Raw genomic sequence first — 17,483 nt, 5'->3', positions numbered from 1 at the left:
TATCCATTGGGATTACGTGGCCAACCCATTGAAACGCCCTATCCTTGCCGCCTGGCTTGCCAGACCGTCGAAAATAGCCTTGCTCACCTGCGGCGGAAAATCTGACGGCAGTTCTGCCCTGACGGAGGCGATAACCTCGTTGGTGCGATCGGCCATTTCCGTCATCAAACGGCGGGCAGCCTCCTGCGAAAAGCCTGCAAAGGCCGCGGTGCTGATAAAGTGACGCGGCTGGATCATCGCGAAATGGTACTGCCGGTTCTTACCCTGCAACGCCATCGCCATCTTGGCCTTTTTGATGGGGATCCCCCCGGCCTTGAACAGCGGAAACGCGGAGATCACGTCGTACAGCGGCGTCATGCGAAATGAGGAGTCCGCCTCAATAAACAGGCTGAAATTCTTACCGTGGCCATCAATAGCGGCCAGCATCCAGAACAGGATCTGCGTCTTAAAGAACATCTCGCGATCCTGTCCCGCCAGGCGCGAACCAAGCAGCAGCTTCATGGCGTCGGCGATCCCGGGCCCACCATGCGACTCATATTTCAGCGCCGGTGAGACGCCCAGGGCCTGACAAAAATCCTCCTGCGGCAGACGCATCAGCCAGCCGCTACGGCCCCAGCGCCGATCGAAACGCTCGATAATCAGCACTTTTTTGCCGCCAAACCGCGCCATTTCGGCATGCGCAACGGGGAAACCAAAGGCTTTTGCGATGCGCAGGCACAGCCATTCGTTCTCGCAGCTTTCGCTCAGGTCGATGTTGTTCTGCTCAATTCTGCCGATCGGCAACTTGAAAATATGGCTGGTTGGGGTACTCCCCTGGGGCCGCTGCCAGCGATCCTGATACCACAGCAGCGCCGTTTTCTCCTGCGCCCCGGCCAGCGAAATGCGGAAATCGGCCTCCTCCTCTGTCATCCCCAGCGGTGCCATCTGATACCCGTCGAGAAGCGCGGCAATCTGCTCATCATCCAGTGGTTCAGCCACCATATCCATTACCGGGGGGATCTCCTGCCCGGGCGGATAGAGCTGAATAGCGCCGACGCAGTCCCGCCCGACGCTGGCAAGCAGATCAAAGGGATGGGCGGTCTCAACCTGGAAACGGGCCTGCATCCGGGCAATGATCGCCTCGGAGTCAGGCAGCAGGTTGCTGAAAAAATTAAAGACCTGCGCGCCTTTGATCCTGCCGTGCTGCAGCGGCAGTGAGAGGGAAATTCCGCGTGAACCGGGCTCTGCCAGCCACTCCGGGGCATACTGAAATGACATCGCCCCGCTGCCGTCGCGATGCAGCGTACCTACCACGTCGCCATTCATCGCGACAGTCAGACGTTGTGCGCGCACCCTTACCACTCCTTCGTCCAGGCGTTGTTATCCGGAAGCGAAGCACCGCGTTTCACCACGTGCAGCTCCAGATCCAGCGCCGCGAGAATTTTGAACAAGGTTTCCAGCTTGGTTGAGCCCGGTTTGTTCTCGAAATCCGATACGGTGGTTTGTTTGATGCCAACCTGTTCAGCCGTCGCCGTTTGGGTTAACTTATTGACCTTACGCTGATCCCGGACGGCCTGTGCCAGAGCGTCTGCTGATGTCACTTTCATGATTATCCCCCATAGCGAATATTTTGAGAAAATCCCCTGTAGGGGATAAAATGAGAATAACCCCTTCAGGGGATAAGTGCAATTTATCCCCTGAAAAGGATACGTGCCCGCTCCCGCCCTGTTGTTCTGCCAGACTCTGTTAATGAGCACCATGCTGAGGTATAGATTTAAAAGAGTTATATTGTATGTTGTAACTACAAGTATAGCTTATATTGGTGCTATTTATTTATTGTGCTTTAAAGGTGCTTGCTTTTATATTTCCTCGAAATTAGAACCCACCAATAATAATTAACCATAAAGGCTTACTTGCCGGCTCGTTAATTTAGATGTGTAAAACACGTGGTGACGGAAAACTAACGTACCGGCATCAGGCACTTTACACGGACAATAAAAAATAATGTCGCTTAACCGAAGCGTGAAATGTAAAAAAAGCATCGCTATCCACCAATGATTTTAATCATCTTTTTAGAAACCGAAACCGACGCCCCATTAAAAGACCCCGCTGTTCATCCGCGTTCCCGTCTATGATTTAAAGATAAGAGAGCGGTAAAGCTGGTTCGCACTTATTTCTGCAAGGGATGTTGAAAAAAACCTGGTACTTCCGGGTGGTTTTTTTTTGACTCTGTTTCGCGTTTAATCAAATAAGTGGAGGGGATAAATATGCCTGGACTTGAAGTAAAACGTAGTGAGGTTCTTATTATTCTGCCGAGTATTGAACCCTGAAAGGGATAATTAATTTTCCCATTTAAATACCATGCCGGTTTGTTTTTTATTGATTTGCACTATCCATATGGGAGCAGTGAGATGCCTATTTTTCACTCATTCTGGCAGGCGGGGTTTGAGGGTGCGGATTTTGTTACACGGCAAGGTCATGCACTATCCATGGATCATGCAACGGGCCATGACAGCAAGCATCACGATGATTACAGGGCACTTAGCACTTTTAATATCGCCACGGTCAGGGAGAGCGTTGGCTGGCGACAGACTGATAAATCAGGCGGTTACGACTTTAGCGCTGTGACCGCAAAAATGGTGTCGGCCAAGGAGAACGGTATCCAGATTTGCTGGACGATTTGCCATTACGGCTGGCCGGACGATGTCGATTTTTTCTCAGATGAATTTGTGGCGCGTTTCGCCCGGCTGTGCGGCGCGCTGGCCGCCTTTTTGCGCCCCTGGTATCAGGAGCCGCCGGTCTATTCCCCGGTCAACGAAATCTCCTTCACCGCCTGGGGTATTGCCGTGGGCCTGTTTCCTGCCGCCCTTCCTGAAGAGATGAACGGTATACAAATCAAACGGCAACTGGTTCGCGCCACCCTGGCTGCCTGCGATGCCATCTGGGCGGCCGATCCCCGGGCGAGAATTTTGCACTGCGACCCAATTGTTCATCTGATTTCTCCCGACGACGACCCCACGACCGAAGATGAAACCGAGGCACTGCGTACCGCGCAGTTCCAGGCGTGGGACATGTTAGCGGGACGGCATGAGCCGGAACTGGGTGGCCACCCGCGTTATCTGGATCTAATCGGGGCCAATTATTACCACGACAACCAGTGGATAACGGGAAACAACCAGCGCCTTCCCTGGCATCTTGGCGATCGCCGCCGACGACGATTACACGAGATGTTGCAGGAACTTTATGAACGCTATCACCGCCCTATTCTGCTTGCCGAAACAAGCCATGTTGGCAGTGGACGTGGAGCCTGGATTAACGACGTCGCCTCTGAGGTGGCTCAGGCTCAGCTGGCGGGCGTTGAGCTCTCCGGAATTTGTCTTTACCCCATTATTGACCGCCCCGACTGGGAAAATAATGCCGTCTGGCATCACTGCGGTTTATGGGACATCTCCCCGGATAAAGAGCGACATCTTAATACCGTTTATGCACGCGCGCTTAAGCAAACCCAGTCCCGGCTGGAATATTTTCAACAGCCATCAGGCGCCTTTACCTGCAACGGCACAGAGGTATCAGATATGAAAAAAATCTATGTGTTTAGTCACCTGCGCTGGGACTTTGTCTTTCAGCGTCCACAGCATCTGATGACACGTCTTGCCCAGCACTATCACATCGTCTTTATCGAAGAGCCGCTGTATTCAGCGGACAAACCTGAGCTGAAGCTCTCCCGGCCCGCACCGAACGTCACCGTTGTTCAGCCGCACACCCCGTCAACGACGCCAGGATTCCATGACGAGCAGATTGCTTTTCTGGAAACGCTTCTTACAGAGCTTCGGGAGCCGGATGAAACCCCGGTGGTCTGGTTCTACACACCGATGGCGCTTCCGCTGCTGAAGGTATTTACCCCGGCGATCGTGATTTACGACTGCATGGATGAGCTTGCCGCCTTTGAGAAAGCCCCCCGCCAGCTTTTGCAACGTGAGTCAGCCCTCCTGACCCGGGCGGATATTGTCTTTACCGGCGGCCCAAGCCTGTATGAGGCAAGAAAAGGACGTCACCCGAACATTCACTGTTTTGCCAGTAGCGTCGATGCGGTCCATTTTGAACAGGCGCTGGATCGCGGGAATCATCACCCGCTGCAGGACGACATTCCGCATCCGCGGTTGGGGTATTACGGGGTCATTGATGAACGGATGGATTTATCACTGATTGCCGCTCTGGCGGATTCGCATCCGCAGTGGCAAATCGTAATGGTCGGCCCGGTGGTGAAGATTGACCCCGCCACCCTGCCCAGACGTAGCAACATCCATTATCCCGGCATGCAGCCGTATCAGGCGCTGCCCCAGTTCCTTGCCGGTTGGGATGTGTGCCTGATGCCGTTCGCGCTGAACGAATCCACGCGTTTTATTAGCCCGACGAAAGTGCTCGAGTACATGGCCGCGCAGCTTCCGGTGGTGAGCACCGCCATTGCCGATGTCGAAAAACCCTATAGCCACGTGGTAGCCGTCGCTCACGACCAGGCTAAATTTATCGCCGCCTGTGAACAGGCGCTGGCGCTGCCGGAAGAGACCCGAAAAGTGCAGCAGCAGATGATGCAGCGTATTATCGCCAGCACCTCCTGGGATAAAACCGTGCAGAGCATGCACGAGCTGATTGAGCGCGCATTTTCACACTATCTTGATGCCTCCGCTGCGACGGTCAACGCAGCGGATAGCAACCCTGAGGAGGCCACTTCCGAGCCGGTTTTACGCCTGATCCCAGCGAAACAGGCCCATACGGAAACCGAAAAGTGTTTGATTCTCGGGGCCGGACCCACCGGTCTGAGCGCGGCCTATCACTATGGCGAAGGGGCAACGCTGCTTGAGCGCAATAGCACGGTTGGAGGGCTCTGCCGCTCGATTCAGGACAAAGGTTTTACCTTCGACTATGCGGGCCACATTATGTTTTCCGCGGACGAAGAGGTGCTGGCGCTGTACAAGACGTTACTGGGGGATAATATCCACTGGCAGATCCGCGAAGCCTGGGTCTATACCGACGGCGTCTATACCCGCTACCCCTTCCAGGGATCGCTTTACGGTCTGCCGGCCACGGTTGTCAAAGAGTGCATTCTGGGGGCCATCGAGGCGCGCTACGGAACTGGTTCTGACGTACAGAGCATGACGAACTGCGCAGAGAAAACCGGTCAGGGCAAACATCACCACGACTGCTGTGCCGATGGCGCGGTGCCGGACTACATCAGCGCCGACCCGGCAGAAAAGGCCCCTCGCAAAGGCAGCTTTGAAGCCTTCATCTATGAGACATGGGGCAAGGGGATCGCCCGGCATTTTGCTATTCCTTATAACAAAAAGCTCTGGACGGTACCGCTGTCCGAAATGGAGACATCCTGGCTGGGTGGTCGCGTCCCCCTGCCCGACCTGGAGCAGATTATCGAGGGCGCCCTGAACGAGACCGCGAAGCCGATGGGTCAAATGCCCGCTTCGGTTATCCGCTACAGGGTGGTTTCCAGGCGCTGATGAACGGGTTCCTGCCGCACATCAAAGGACGGATCGAGACCGGGGCTGAAGTCAGTAAAATCTACGCCAATCAGCATATTGTTGCCCTCGCAGATGGACGTCAGTATCGCTACGAACGGATGATCAGCACCCTGGTGCTGCCGGAACTGATTCGCCTGATGGGGGATGAAGTGCCGCCAGAAGTCCGTAAGGCAGCGAAAGGCCTGCGCCACGTCTCGGTTCGCTGCGTCAATCTGGGGATTGGCCGCGACAATCTTACCGACAAACACTGGATCTACTACGCCGGTAAGACGGTATTCCACCGCATTTTTGTTCAGGGCAACGCCAGTCCCTTCTGCAGTCCACCCGGCAGCTGCGGCCTGACCTGCGAAATCAGTTACTCTCCGGATAAACCGCTGCCGGTCGATGGCCAGGCGCTGATCGACCGCTGCATTAAGGAGTGCATCGAATCCGGCATCATTTCGGCCGAGGATGAGATTATCACCGCCAACCAAATTGATATCCCTTACGCCTACGTGATTTACGATCAGAGCAGGAAGGAGAACGTAGAAACGATCCGCAAATGGCTGTTGCTGCATGGCATCACCCTGGCCGGACGTTACAGCGAATGGGAATACTACAATTCGGACCATGCGTTTATCGCCGGGAAAGCGGCCGTTGAGAAAGTCAGGGGATCGGCTTACCGGCATTCTGTTTCCTGACGGTAAGATCATTCACCTGTTCAGCCGTCGCCGTTTGCGCTAACGTATTGGTCCTACGTCGGTCGCAAACGGCCCCGCTTTTCTGCTAAGCGATAGCAAACGGGCACAATGTTAAGGTGCTATAGCGTAATTATAGTATTGTATGTTGTAACTAATTAGCGTTGCACGACTCCCGCCGATCGGTTATGAGACCACCAGCCTGCTGAAGGCGTGCAACGATGTGATGTAATAACCGTTAAGAATTGACTTACCCCCGAATAGAACCAAAATAAATGTTCCCGGCGACACACTGTAGAAATGGAGTCTATCATCGCCTGCTCACGTCATTCTCAGCTTGCTACCCACCTTAAACGCTCCGGCGCGCTGATCGCCTGGGCGTTATTACTGGTCAGTTGCAGCTCTACCCCACCCAAATCACTGGTCACCCCGCTGCCGCCGGTGGCGAAACATCCGCTGCCGGATAAAAGTACGCGCCATGAACCGGTGCGCGGCGTCTGGCTGACGACCGTCTCTCGTCTCGACTGGCCGCCGCTGGAGTCGGTGAACGGTCGCCCTGCCGCATCGCGGATCGCGATGCAGCAAAAGGCGCTGACCGATAAGCTGGATAACCTGAAAAGTCTCGGGATTAACACCGTGTTTTTCCAGGTCAAACCGGACGGCACGGCGTTATGGCCATCAAAGATTTTGCCATGGTCGGATATGCTGACCGGCAAAATCGGGGAAGATCCGGGCTACGACCCGCTGCAGTTTATGCTCAATGAAGCGCACAAGCGTGGGATGAAGGTCCATGCCTGGTTTAACCCTTACCGCGTCTCGACCAACACTAAACCCGGCACGGTCGCGGAGCTGAACCGCACCCTGTCGCTCAACCCGCCGAGCGTATTTGTTCTGCATCGGGAGTGGATCCGCACCGCAGGCGATCGTTATGTTCTCGACCCTGGTATTCCGGAGGCCCGGGATTGGATCACCAGCATCGTGGCCGAAGTGGTATCACGCTACCCGGTGGACGGCGTACAGTTTGATGACTACTTCTATGCGGAATCCCCGAGCTCAACGCTTAACGATAACCAGACATACCGTCGGTATGGGCAGAGTTTTGACTCGAAAGCTGACTGGCGACGTGATAATACCCAGCAGTTGATTACCCAGGTGTCGCGGACCATTAAGCAGATCAACCCCAACGTTGAGTTTGGCGTGAGTCCTGCAGGAGTATGGCGTAACCGCTCTCACGATCCGTCAGGGTCCGACACAAGGGGCGCCGCAGCCTACGACGAGTCTTTTGCCGATACCCGACGCTGGGTGCAGCAGGGTCTGCTGGACTACATCGCCCCGCAGATCTACTGGCCGTTTTCCCGCGATGCGGCGCGCTATGACGTGCTGGCAAAATGGTGGGCTGGCGTGGTGAAACCAACCCATACCCGCCTCTATATTGGTGTCGCGTTGTATAAGGTGGGCGAACCGTCGAGCAAAGAGCCTGACTGGACGGTACAAGGCGGCGTGCCTGAGCTGAAAAAGCAGCTGGATCTTAACGAATCCGAGCCGCAGATCGACGGCACTATCCTGTTCCGAGAGAACAACCTGAATCAGCCTCAAGCGCAGGAGGCGGTGCGGTATCTGCGAACCCGCTGGGGGTCGTAGTTAATGCCCTGCGCGTTCAGGAATAACATGCCGGGCGCTTATTTACCCCTTCACAGGCAAAACAGTACATTCGGTGACGGGACCGTAATCATATCCCTGAATCGTGAAGTTCGGGAAATCAGTCACCGTCACCATGCTGTCAGATTGATAACTTGCGGGTCCATTGCGGAGCTGGTCTTCATTAGTGCGGGCTAACTCCGCTGAACTGGGGCTGGTCACGCTGACGCTATCGGGATCGATTTTATGCGTCTGTCCCGTTTCGTCCGTAATGACGCTGAGTTTATAGCGTTGGGTGAGCACAGAGGTGGTTGTGCCATTGGGGATAAAGGTTGTGATGACCTGATATAGCCGGGTGTCACCCTGATTAGCGATCACTGTCATGCTGTTTTTATAATCCACGGTGACGGAATTCTGATCGGCGGCAATATTCAGCGGAACATGACAAATAACCTGAGTACTGGGATTTTGTACGGCATTTAAGCGCAATATCTCTTCATGCGAGGCCGCGAGACCAACAGTTGGGGCCAGGAGAAGTGAGATAACAGCGTACGTTCTGAACATCTTTATATTTGCCTTACTAATAATTTCCGTCAAATTTACCTTTCCGGTTTGATCATTGAAAGAAGCCATTGATTCACCTGGCCAAAACCGCAGTAAAGGGGCATACAGCCCCTTCCTTCAACCAAGTGCGCTTGCCCGGCCTACGGGTGGTTTTCCGGGGCAATAGTGCGCGAAGTCACCTGAGAACCACTCTCGAGCCGTCTGATAGCCGGCACCAGGCAGGCCCCTGCCGTGGCGATCACTACCGCAACGGCGGATACCAACAGCACGTTACTGGTGCCGTACTGGATCGCCAGCGGGCCAGCGATAAGCTCACCGACGGGAATGGCCACAAACGACCCCACCGCATCATAGGCATAGACACGCGCCAGCTTTTCCGGGGGAATGTGGGTTTGCAGCGACTGGGCCCAGGCCACGCCAAACAGACCAAAGGTAACGCCAGCCATAAAGAATGCGGCAATAAGCCAGGATGTTGAGGCAAGCTGGCTGAGCATGAAGATGGGTAAGGCGCAGAATGACATCAGCATGACCCCAATAAAGAGGTCGCGACGCGGACGCCAGCGCAGGGCGAGAGATGAGCCGACGATCAGGCCCACGCTCTGGGACGCAATAATCATCCCCCAGTGCGCCCGCCCAAAAGAGGCATCCGCAATCACCGGCCCGAGCACCATCATCACGCCACTGAAGGCGGCGTTAATAATGGTGAACTGAACAACGATAGCCCATACCCAGGCCCGGCTGGCGAACTCTTTCCATCCCTCTTTCAGGTCCTGCAGGATATTGCTTTGCGGTGTCCCGGCATCCAGTCGCGTCACCCGGATCAAAGAGTAGAGCGGCGCGGCGGCGGCAAAGCCCAGCGCATCAATGGCCAGCCCCCAGCCCGGGCCGACGTAGCTGATAAGAATGCCCCCCAGCGACGCGCCGATCACCGTTCCACCGTAAATACCGGCCTGCAGAAAGGCGTTAGCCTCACGCAATTTCTGCGCGGGAACCGTCTGAGGGATCAGCGCCGACGAAGCCGGCAAGGCGATCCCGGCGGCGGCGCCATTGAGCGCCCCCAGTAAGGCCAGCCCGAACACCGTGGCGGAGCCGTCCAGTACCGACCAGGCCACCATCGCCTGCGAACCAGCTGCCACCAGCGAAGACGAAACTAACACCAGGCTGCGGGAATAGCGGTCCGCCAGTACACCGCCCAGCAGCAGGAACAGCACGTTGAAGACTGACCGGGACGCGACAACGATACCTAAATCAGAGACCGATCCCCCAATATCCAGGACCGCAAAAGCCAGCGCGATGGGGGCAATGCCATTGCCCAGCACGGTGAGGAAGCGGGCGGCAAACAGATTGCGGAAAGCGGAGAAGTGAAAGGCACAACGGTTTTTATGATCTGTTTTCATCGGGTCAATAGCTGCGGAATCGGGAGAGAGAGTATATAGGAACGGCGTTTCAAAAACATCCTGGGCGGTTAAACCCTCACATGATGGCTGGTCAACACACTATTCACGTAACGGTGGATCATCAGACCCGGCGCATCCTCAGCGGGAGGAACCCAATCGGTACCAAACCAGACCGGATTGGCCGGACACACGGAGGCACAAATATGTGCCGGAATGCCCGCAAACATTCCTGCTATTGGTCTGTGTACGTGCCCTGAAGCAATGGCAAGCGGTCTGGTCACAGCGCTGCTGATGATATCTTCCAGACGATCAATTCCCCTGCAGAGGGCCTGATCCAGGGGCGGTATTCCGGAGGCAAAAAGATGATGATGCAGGAACAGTATCGATGGCAAAGCGTCGGCCCGGTTTAGCTGGATCTCCAGCCAGCCAGAATGGTCCGTCAGAGAACCGTGCTCATGCCCTTCCACCGTTGAATCAAGCCCAATCAGACGCAGACCATCAACCTTATAAACGGCATGCAGCGCGCCGTCGCAGGCATCCTTCGCCCAGGCGTCCTCTCCCCATACCGAACGCATCAGACGACGATCGTCTGAGTTACCCGGCAGTATTACGGAAGGATAAGGCATCTCACCCAGACGGGCAGCGATCTGTTGATACCCCTCAAGCCAGCCGTCGTCGGTCAAATCCCCGGAAAGCACCAGCACGTCAGGCTGGAGTGGTGCCAGCCACCCGAGTACCCGGTCAAAGCGGGCCAGATGATCGTTGTCGGGAGCGGCGTGAATATCTGAAACCTGGGCTATCAACATCGCGTTTTCCTTAGGATCGGGAGCCCGTTAAGGCGCTTGCTGGCCCCCTGCTTTTCTTGTAACCTTCCCCGCTTTCCGCCCCTTTCCAGATAATAAAAGGATGCCTGTGACAGCTCACCCTTCGAAAGATCCTTTGCATGGCGTCACGCTTGAGATGCAGATCAATGCCCTGGTGGCGCGTTACGGCTGGGTGCAGCTGGGAAAGCTGATTAAAATCAACTGTTTTAACAGCGATCCCAGCGTCAAATCCAGCCTCAAGTTTTTGCGCCGTACCCCGTGGGCCCGCGCCGAAGTCGAAGCCCTCTATCTGGACTCGCTGGAGGATCCCGCGCCGACTGACGCTGAATCCACCAGCCCGTGGGACAGAGCGCGGGCCAATAAGTAACGCCCCGCGTTATGGCCGCCGTAACAGCACGATACTGCGGCCTGGCAGCGGAAAATCAGTATCCGGGCTCACCGACTGCCCCAGGTCCTCATCCCCTGCCGTACTCAGCTCCAGCACCCAGCCCGCTTCACCGCATTCCGGGATACGGAACGGTACCTCCCCTTCGTACGGATTGATTAACAGCAGCACCTCTTGCCAGATCCCCTTTTGCCCATGCAGATCGGGCCGGGTGAGATAGAGCCCAAGCGTAGTCCCCTCGTCCCAGTGCTCTGGCAGCTGCGGCCCGCCGCCGGCATTGAACCATGTGATCTCCATCCCGTCACGCCAGCTCTCGCGGCGTAGCAGCGGCTGACTGGTGCGCAACTCGATAAGATGACGGGTAAATTTGCGCAGCGCATCGGCGGTTTCCGGGAGATTTTCCCAGTGCACCCAGCTGATCTCGCTGTCCTGGCAGTAGCCGTTGTTATTACCCAACTGGCTGCGGCCAAACTCATCCCCGGCCAGCAGCATCGGCGTGCCGTGGGAGAAGAGTAGCGTGGTCAGGAGGTTACGTTTCTGCTGTTCGCGAATCGCATTGATCTGCTCGTCATCGGTCGGACCTTCAGCGCCATAATTCGATGACCGGTTATCATTGTGGCCGTCGTTGTTATCCTCGCCGTTCGCCTCGTTGTGCTTCTCATTGAAGGAGACCAGGTCGTTGAGGGTGAAACCGTCGTGGGCGGTAATGAAGTTGATGCTCGCCCACGGGCGACGCCCGCGCTGGTCATACAGATCCCCGGAGCCGAGCAGACGCGCGGCAAAATCTGACGACACGTTATCCCCGCGCCAGTACTCCCGCACGGTATCGCGATACTTATCATTCCACTCGCCCCAGCCCGGCGGGAAGCCCCCTACCTGATAGCCACCAGGGCCAATGTCCCAGGGTTCGCCAATCAGTTTCAGCTTTGAGAGGGTCGGATCCTGCATCATGGCATCGAAGAAGCCGCCGCGCTGGTCAAACCCTTCCGGCTCGCGCCCGAGAATGGTGCCAAGGTCAAAGCGGAAGCCGTCGATATGCATCGATTCCGCCCAGTAGCGCAGGGAGTCCATCACCATCTGCAGCACACGCGGGTGCGAGGTATTCACCGTATTGCCGGTGCCGGTATCGTTCACGTAGTAGCGATGCTGCCCGGCTATAGTGCGGTAATAAGAGAAGTTGTCGATCCCCTTGAACGACAGTGTCGGGCCTAACTCGTTGCCCTCGGCGGTGTGGTTATAAACCACGTCGAGGATCACCTCGATACCGGCATCATGGAAAGCGCGCACCATATCGCGGAAGCCCTGAATACCGTTCGGGCCGCCGTAGCGCGACGCCGGGGAGAAGAAGTTGAGGGTGTTATAGCCCCAGAAGTTTTTCAGTCCCCGCTCAAGCAGATGCTGGTCGTCCGGGAACGCGTGCACCGGTAGCAGCTCAACGGAAGTGACACCCAGGCTTTTGATGTAGTCCACCGTGGCTTTATGCCCCATCCCCTCAAAGGTGCCGCGCAGTTCAGGCGGGATCGCCGGGTTGAGCTGGGTAAAGCCCTTCACGTGGGTTTCATACAGAATGGTGCTGGACCACGGCACCGCCGGGCGATGCGGATCCTGCCCGTCAAACACCCGCGGGTCGATGACCCGACATTTCGGGGTATAGGGCGCGCTGTCCCGGGTATCAAAGCTGAGATCGAGCTCTTCATGCCCCAGCTCATAGCCAAAATGGGAAGGGTTCCAGATAAGCTCCCCGGTCAGCGCCCTTGCATAGGGGTCAATCAGCAGCTTATGCGGATTGAAACGGTGCCCGTTTTCCGGATCGTAAGGACCATACACACGATAGCCGTACAGCGCCCCCGGTTTCAGATCCGGGACGTAGCCATGCCAGACTTCATCGGTGTACTCCGGTAACTCCAGACGGGCAATTTCAGATTTACCACTCGGGTCAAACAGACACAGCTCAACGCGTTCGGCGCAGGCCGAAAAGAGGGCAAAATTTACCCCTTTGTCATCGTAATTCGCCCCAAGGGGATAACTCTGCCCCGGCTGAATTTCATAAATTTTGTCATATGCCATAACGTCTTTCCCTCGAACAGTAATAATCATTAGCCGCAGGCAAGTAACACCCGCCAGCAATCCTGTGCATCACTCAATTGCAGGCTTTCGCCCAACGTCAGGGTTTCACCGCTGAAACAGTCCCGGTAGCTGCGTCCGGCAAGCTCGGGAGGAAGCACCACCTCTGTCGCTCCCCACAGGGCCGCTCCGGTTACCGGAAACGCCTGGGCGGCATTCGCCAGAGCCAGCCGCGGTGCCACTACGATCAACACGTCGTCGTCATCAACGCGGGCGTAGGCAATCGCCTTATCCGCCCGTTCGCCACGGGTCAGGAGCGCCATATAGCTACCCAAACGGAACAGCGCCGGTTTGCGCTGGCGCAGATGCAGCAGCGTGCGGGTAACGGACAGCTTCAGCTGCCCATCCAGCCAGCTTGTTTCGCGTATAGCAATCTGCCGATCCGCCGTTGCCATCTGCTGGCGGAGCTGATCGAAATCGGGCTCGCGGCGGTTATCCGGATCGACGAGGCTGAAGTTGAGCCCCTCACTGCCCTGATAGACATCCGGCACGCCCGGAGCGGTGAGTTTAATCACCGTCTGGCTCAGACTGTTGACCAGCCCGGCGCGAATGAACGGCCGCAGCGAGGAGGTAAAGTCTTGCAAGAAATCCTGATTGTCCGGGGACAGCAGATGGCGGGCGTACTCCAGCACCACCGTCTCATAGGCTTCGTTGCTGTCCACCCAGTCGGTGCGCAGCTTGGCCTCGCGCAGCGCCTTCTCCACAAAGGCGAGGAAACGCGCTTCCAGTGCCTTCAGCCCCGCTACATCCTGCGTATCCAGCTCCGGCGGCCAGACCCCCGCCAGCGCCTGATAGAGCATCCAGGTATCGGCGGCGCGCGGTGCTGTACCGTCATTCAGGAAGCGGACATGAGTCTGGTTCAGCTGCTGCCAGCGGGTCACGCACTCGGCCCAGACCTCCGGCGCTTCGGTCAGGGAATAGAGCCGGGCGCGGGCGTCCTCCCCGCGCTTGGTGTCGTGGGTTGAGGTGCCGGAGAGCGCGTCCGGCTGACGATCCCGCCGTGCGGCCATCTCGGTGTGGAAACGCGTCAGCGAGAAGGCGCGCGGTACCGGTTCGGCTCCCACCTCGTTGAGGGCCAGATCCATGTGCTGACGGAAGAACAGCGTGTCCTCCACCGATTTCGCCATCAGCGGCCCGGTCAGCTGCTGGAAACGGGTACGGAAATTCGTGGCGGTATCACGCGCCTCCGCAGAGAGCTCGCCGGTCAGAATGCGCATCAGCAGTGCAATGGCGTCGGGATCGGCCTCAATCGTCGCCACGACGTTGTTCAGCAGCCGGATATCCGCGGCAGACATCCCCTGTGCCGTGCCGTAAGTACGGTATACCGGGAAAGCCACCAGCAGCTCGCGCAGCGCCAGCCGCAGAGGTTCCTCTTCCAGGTTTACGCCTTCGGTCCGGGCAAGATTTGCCGCCAGCTTCAGCAACGTGGAAAACTCCCCGGCGAAGTTTCGGTCCACCATCAGCAGGCGGGCGTCGCGCAGTTCGGCATCCATATCCACCGGGCGGCCCATGACCCTGTCATAGGCCTGGCGCAGACCGTCGATTTTGTCATCGTCAATCAGCACTTCCGACAGCGAAGCGATAAATTCATAGCCAGTGGTACCGGAGATCGGCCAGTCTTTGGGCAGGTTCTCGCCTTTACTGAGGATCTTCTCCACCGTGATATAGCAGTCGGGCCCCGCCTCCTGCCGCAGACGTTGCAGGTAGCCACGCGGGTCGGCAAGGCCGTCCACGTGATCGATTCGCAGCCCGTCCACCGCCCCCGAACGCACCAGCTCAAGGATCAGCCTGTGGCTGTCATCAAATACCGCATCGTCCTCAACCCGCACGCCCACCAGACCGGTGATCTCGAAGAAGCGTCGCCAGGAGAGATCGCGCGGAGCATCGCGCCAGCTGGTGAGCCGCCACGGCTGTTGGTCGTGCAGCTTCGTAATGGCTGCCGGATCGCGAAGGCTAAGCACCTCCTCTTCCCGCCCTTCCCAGCTCTCGGGGGTCAGCGGGTAGAAGGTGTCGAAATAAGCCAGCGCCGGTTTACCGGTTTCGGGGTCACGCCGGACGCTAATTTCGCCGTTGGCCAGCACGACATCAAAATCATCCCCCAGAAACGGCAGCGTCAGCCGCCGGGACCAGTCGATATCAAAATGCCGGGCGTAGCGGCTCTTCTCCCCATGCTCAATCACATCCCGCCACCAGCCATTTTCCAGCGAGGTGGACATGTGGTTCGGCACAATATCGAGGATCAACCCCAGTCCGGCTGCCTTCAGGGCGCTGACCATCCGATCAAATCCGGCGCGGCCGCCGAGAGACGGGTCAATCTCGTTAGCATCGGTGACGTCATAACCGTGCGTCGAATCCCGGGCGGCGGTGAAAACTGGAGAAGCATACAGATGGCTGATACCGAGCTGTTGCAGATACGGCACCAGACTGGCGGCACGATCGAAGGTCATGCCATTGCGAAACTGAATACGCCAGGTCGCTGTGGGGATCATCAGGTTGGTTCTCCTTGTGCAAAACGTACAATAACGGTGTTCGCGAGCAGCTCCGTGCGGCCTTCCGGCCAGGCAAACAGCGTTTCACCTGCGATATCGGGCATCACCTGAGGCTGGTCACCCGTATTAAATGCCAGCGACAACGTGCCCTGTGTAAATGCCCAGCTCACCACCACGCAGCCCGGCGCGGTTTTCAGCACCCGGCCGGTACCGCCCTGTGCGCCGGCCAGCAGCGGGACAATCGCCCGCTGGCGCAGCTGCAACAGCTGCTGGGTAAAGCGCAGCCAGTTCTGACCATCAGGCTGATTGAGTTTGTCCCAGTTCAGTTTCGAACGGGCAAAGGTCTCCGGCGCGTTGGGATCCGGCACCGTCTCGTCATGATCGCTGAACTCCTTCGCGCGCCCTTCCCGCACCGCGCGGGCCAGATCGCCGTGGAAATCGGTAAAGAACAGGAACGGCTGGGTTTCACCGAACTCCTCGCCCATAAACATTAGGGGGATGTGCGGCGAGAGCAGCAGTGCGGCCATCAGCACCCGCGTGCGCGCCTCCCCAATCAGGCTCAACAGGCGATCGCCCTGAGCACGATTACCGACCTGATCGTGATTCTGGATGAAATCGACGAAGGCAGTTGGCGGTTGAGCGATACTGCTCACTCCCCGGGGCTTGCCGGTCTGAGGGGAACGTTCCCCCTGATAAGAAAAGCCTTCAGCCAGCGCCCTTGCCACCCACTGCTCTGGTTTTTCAGCAAAATCCTGGTACCAGGCGTGGGTTTCCCCGCTGGCCATCACGTGGACGGCATTGTGCAGGTCATCATTCCACTCCCCGGTGAACAGCGGCACGCTGCCGTCGTCCTCTCGCGGATGGAGAAACACCACGTTGCGGCTGTCTTCGGTAGTGAGATGCACCGGCCGGTCGGTAATGGCGGCGCGGATGCGGGTGGCGATCTCAATCAACACGTGGGTGTCGGAGGAGTCTTCAATCTGATCGATAGCGTCAAAGCGCAGGCCGTCGAAGTGGAACTCCGTCAGCCAGTACAGCGGCGCCTCGACAATAAACTGACGCACCGGGGCGAGGTCATAGGCAATGCCGTTCCCCCACGGGGTCATGCGTTCCGGATGGAAAAAGTCCGGGGCCAGTTTCGGTAGATAGTTACCCTCCGGGCCAAAATGGTTAAGGACGATATCCAGCACCACCGACAGCCCCAGCCCATGGGCAGTATCGACAAAGGCTTTCAGCTCGTCCGGCGTGCCGTAGGCGCTGTGCGGGGCATACAGCAGAACCCCGTCGTAGCCCCAGCCGCGATTGCCCCCGGCCTGGGAGACCGGCATCAGCTCAATCATGGTAATGCCGAGCGAGGCCAGATACGGCAGTTTGTCGGCGGCCGCGCGGAAGGTGCCCTCGGGGGTAAAGGTCCCGATATGGAGCTCATAGACCACGCTCTCTTCCCAGGGCCGGCCCTGCCAGTGGGTGTTGCGCCAGACATAGCGGTGAGGATCGCACACCAGCGACGGGCCGTTAACGTCCCCTTGCTGAGCGCGTGAAGCCGGATCGGGCACCGTTGTGCCGTCAGGCAGGATAAAGCTGTACGCTGAACCGGGGGCAACGTTGTTGACCGTCAGTTCAAATCCGCCGTCGCCGGTCGGGTTCATCGGCAGTGTTTCGTCGTTCAGGCGCAGGGAAATTTGCTGCTGACCGCTGGCCCACAGATGAAAGCGAACGCTGTTCGCATCGCTATATTCACAACCCCAATACCTAATAGATTTAGCAGTCATTCCACCACCTCGTTTGACCCATGATCCTCGGGTTGCCCGGCGTTTATCGCTAAGCAGAGGGAAAAAGAGAAAATGCGCTGGTGTTAAACCGCGCATGAACATC

At 57.4% G+C, this 17,483-nt stretch carries 12 protein-coding genes; 4 read left to right on the top strand and 8 right to left on the bottom strand.

The features are described from left to right. Positions 1-12: 12 nt before the first annotated feature. Positions 13-1,305, bottom strand: coding sequence for a type II toxin-antitoxin system HipA family toxin (locus M8318_RS05090; RefSeq protein WP_269468312.1), 1,293 nt, complete (start codon positions 1,303-1,305; stop codon positions 13-15). A gap of 29 nt (positions 1,306-1,334) precedes the next feature. Then, entirely contained in the window at positions 1,335-1,586 is a 252-nt protein-coding gene (locus tag M8318_RS05085) for a helix-turn-helix domain-containing protein (RefSeq protein WP_106992856.1), read from the bottom strand. A gap of 882 nt (positions 1,587-2,468) precedes the next feature. Between M8318_RS05085 and M8318_RS05080 the strand changes: the two genes are divergently transcribed. From M8318_RS05080 to M8318_RS05075, 3 genes are all read left to right on the top strand, one after another. Continuing rightward, on the top strand, positions 2,469-5,489 hold the full coding sequence (locus tag M8318_RS05080) for an NAD(P)-binding protein (RefSeq protein ID WP_332018260.1): 3,021 nt from the start codon (positions 2,469-2,471) through the stop codon (positions 5,487-5,489). Further along, positions 5,489-6,190, top strand: a complete 702-nt coding sequence (locus M8318_RS22675) for a hypothetical protein (RefSeq protein WP_332018259.1) — start codon at positions 5,489-5,491, stop codon at positions 6,188-6,190. Before M8318_RS05080 ends, M8318_RS22675 begins: the two co-directional genes overlap by 1 nt. 297 nt (positions 6,191-6,487) lie before the next feature. After that, positions 6,488-7,828, top strand: a complete 1,341-nt coding sequence (locus M8318_RS05075; protein WP_262661201.1) for a glycoside hydrolase family 10 protein — start codon at positions 6,488-6,490, stop codon at positions 7,826-7,828. 42 nt (positions 7,829-7,870) lie between these two features. Here the strand turns inward: M8318_RS05075 and M8318_RS05070 are convergent, their stop codons facing one another. The 3 genes from M8318_RS05070 to M8318_RS05060 all read right to left on the bottom strand — a co-directional run bounded on the left by M8318_RS05070 (position 7,871) and on the right by M8318_RS05060 (position 10,592). Continuing rightward, on the bottom strand, positions 7,871-8,458 hold the full coding sequence (locus M8318_RS05070) for a hypothetical protein (protein WP_262661200.1): 588 nt from the start codon (positions 8,456-8,458) through the stop codon (positions 7,871-7,873). A gap of 71 nt (positions 8,459-8,529) precedes the next feature. After that, a complete protein-coding gene (locus M8318_RS05065) occupies positions 8,530-9,786 on the bottom strand; it encodes an MFS transporter (protein ID WP_262661199.1) in 1,257 nt (418 codons plus the stop codon). Between the two features lie 68 nt (positions 9,787-9,854). Next, positions 9,855-10,592: a metallophosphoesterase gene (locus tag M8318_RS05060; RefSeq protein WP_262661198.1), complete on the bottom strand. Its 738-nt coding sequence runs from the start codon at positions 10,590-10,592 to the stop codon at positions 9,855-9,857. A 106-nt stretch (positions 10,593-10,698) separates the two neighbouring features. Between M8318_RS05060 and M8318_RS05055 the strand changes: the two genes are divergently transcribed. Beyond that, entirely contained in the window at positions 10,699-10,977 is a 279-nt protein-coding gene (locus tag M8318_RS05055) for a VF530 family protein (RefSeq protein ID WP_106992861.1), read from the top strand. Positions 10,978-10,986: 9 nt separating this feature from the next. Here the strand turns inward: M8318_RS05055 and glgX are convergent, their stop codons facing one another. From glgX to treZ, 3 genes are read right to left on the bottom strand one after another with little or no spacing between them, the layout of a single operon-like run. Beyond that, entirely contained in the window at positions 10,987-13,062 is a 2,076-nt protein-coding gene (glgX, locus tag M8318_RS05050; protein WP_262661197.1) for a glycogen debranching protein GlgX, read from the bottom strand. Positions 13,063-13,091: 29 nt separating this feature from the next. After that, positions 13,092-15,608 (bottom strand): malto-oligosyltrehalose synthase, encoded by a 2,517-nt coding sequence (treY, locus tag M8318_RS05045; protein ID WP_262661196.1) that lies wholly within the window; start codon positions 15,606-15,608, stop codon positions 13,092-13,094. Next, entirely contained in the window at positions 15,608-17,380 is a 1,773-nt protein-coding gene (gene treZ, locus M8318_RS05040; RefSeq protein WP_262661195.1) for a malto-oligosyltrehalose trehalohydrolase, read from the bottom strand. Before treZ ends, treY begins: the two co-directional genes overlap by 1 nt. Positions 17,381-17,483 lie beyond the last annotated feature (103 nt).

It is taken from the genome of Leclercia tamurae (genome assembly GCF_025566055.1).
In the GTDB taxonomy this organism is placed as follows: domain Bacteria; phylum Pseudomonadota; class Gammaproteobacteria; order Enterobacterales; family Enterobacteriaceae; genus Enterobacter; species Enterobacter tamurae.
The sequence above is the reverse complement of the archived record's forward strand: the minus strand, read 5'-3'. Positions and strand labels throughout refer to the sequence as shown.

Excerpts from the sequence above, each read along its gene's own strand:
- M8318_RS05090 (WP_269468312.1), bottom strand. The coding sequence starts at position 1,305 with ATGAATGGCGACGTGGTAGGTACGCTGCATCGCGACGGCAGCGGGGCG.
- M8318_RS05085 (WP_106992856.1), bottom strand. The coding sequence starts at position 1,586 with ATGAAAGTGACATCAGCAGACGCTCTGGCACAGGCCGTCCGGGATCAG.
- M8318_RS05080 (WP_332018260.1), top strand. The coding sequence starts at position 2,469 with ATGGATCATGCAACGGGCCATGACAGCAAGCATCACGATGATTACAGG.
- M8318_RS22675 (WP_332018259.1), top strand. The coding sequence starts at position 5,489 with ATGAACGGGTTCCTGCCGCACATCAAAGGACGGATCGAGACCGGGGCT.
- M8318_RS05075 (WP_262661201.1), top strand. The coding sequence starts at position 6,488 with ATGGAGTCTATCATCGCCTGCTCACGTCATTCTCAGCTTGCTACCCAC.
- M8318_RS05070 (WP_262661200.1), bottom strand. The coding sequence starts at position 8,458 with ATGGCTTCTTTCAATGATCAAACCGGAAAGGTAAATTTGACGGAAATT.
- M8318_RS05065 (WP_262661199.1), bottom strand. The coding sequence starts at position 9,786 with ATGAAAACAGATCATAAAAACCGTTGTGCCTTTCACTTCTCCGCTTTC.
- M8318_RS05060 (WP_262661198.1), bottom strand. The coding sequence starts at position 10,592 with ATGTTGATAGCCCAGGTTTCAGATATTCACGCCGCTCCCGACAACGAT.
- glgX (WP_262661197.1), bottom strand. The coding sequence starts at position 13,062 with ATGGCATATGACAAAATTTATGAAATTCAGCCGGGGCAGAGTTATCCC.
- treY (WP_262661196.1), bottom strand. The coding sequence starts at position 15,608 with ATGATCCCCACAGCGACCTGGCGTATTCAGTTTCGCAATGGCATGACC.
- treZ (WP_262661195.1), bottom strand. The coding sequence starts at position 17,380 with ATGACTGCTAAATCTATTAGGTATTGGGGTTGTGAATATAGCGATGCG.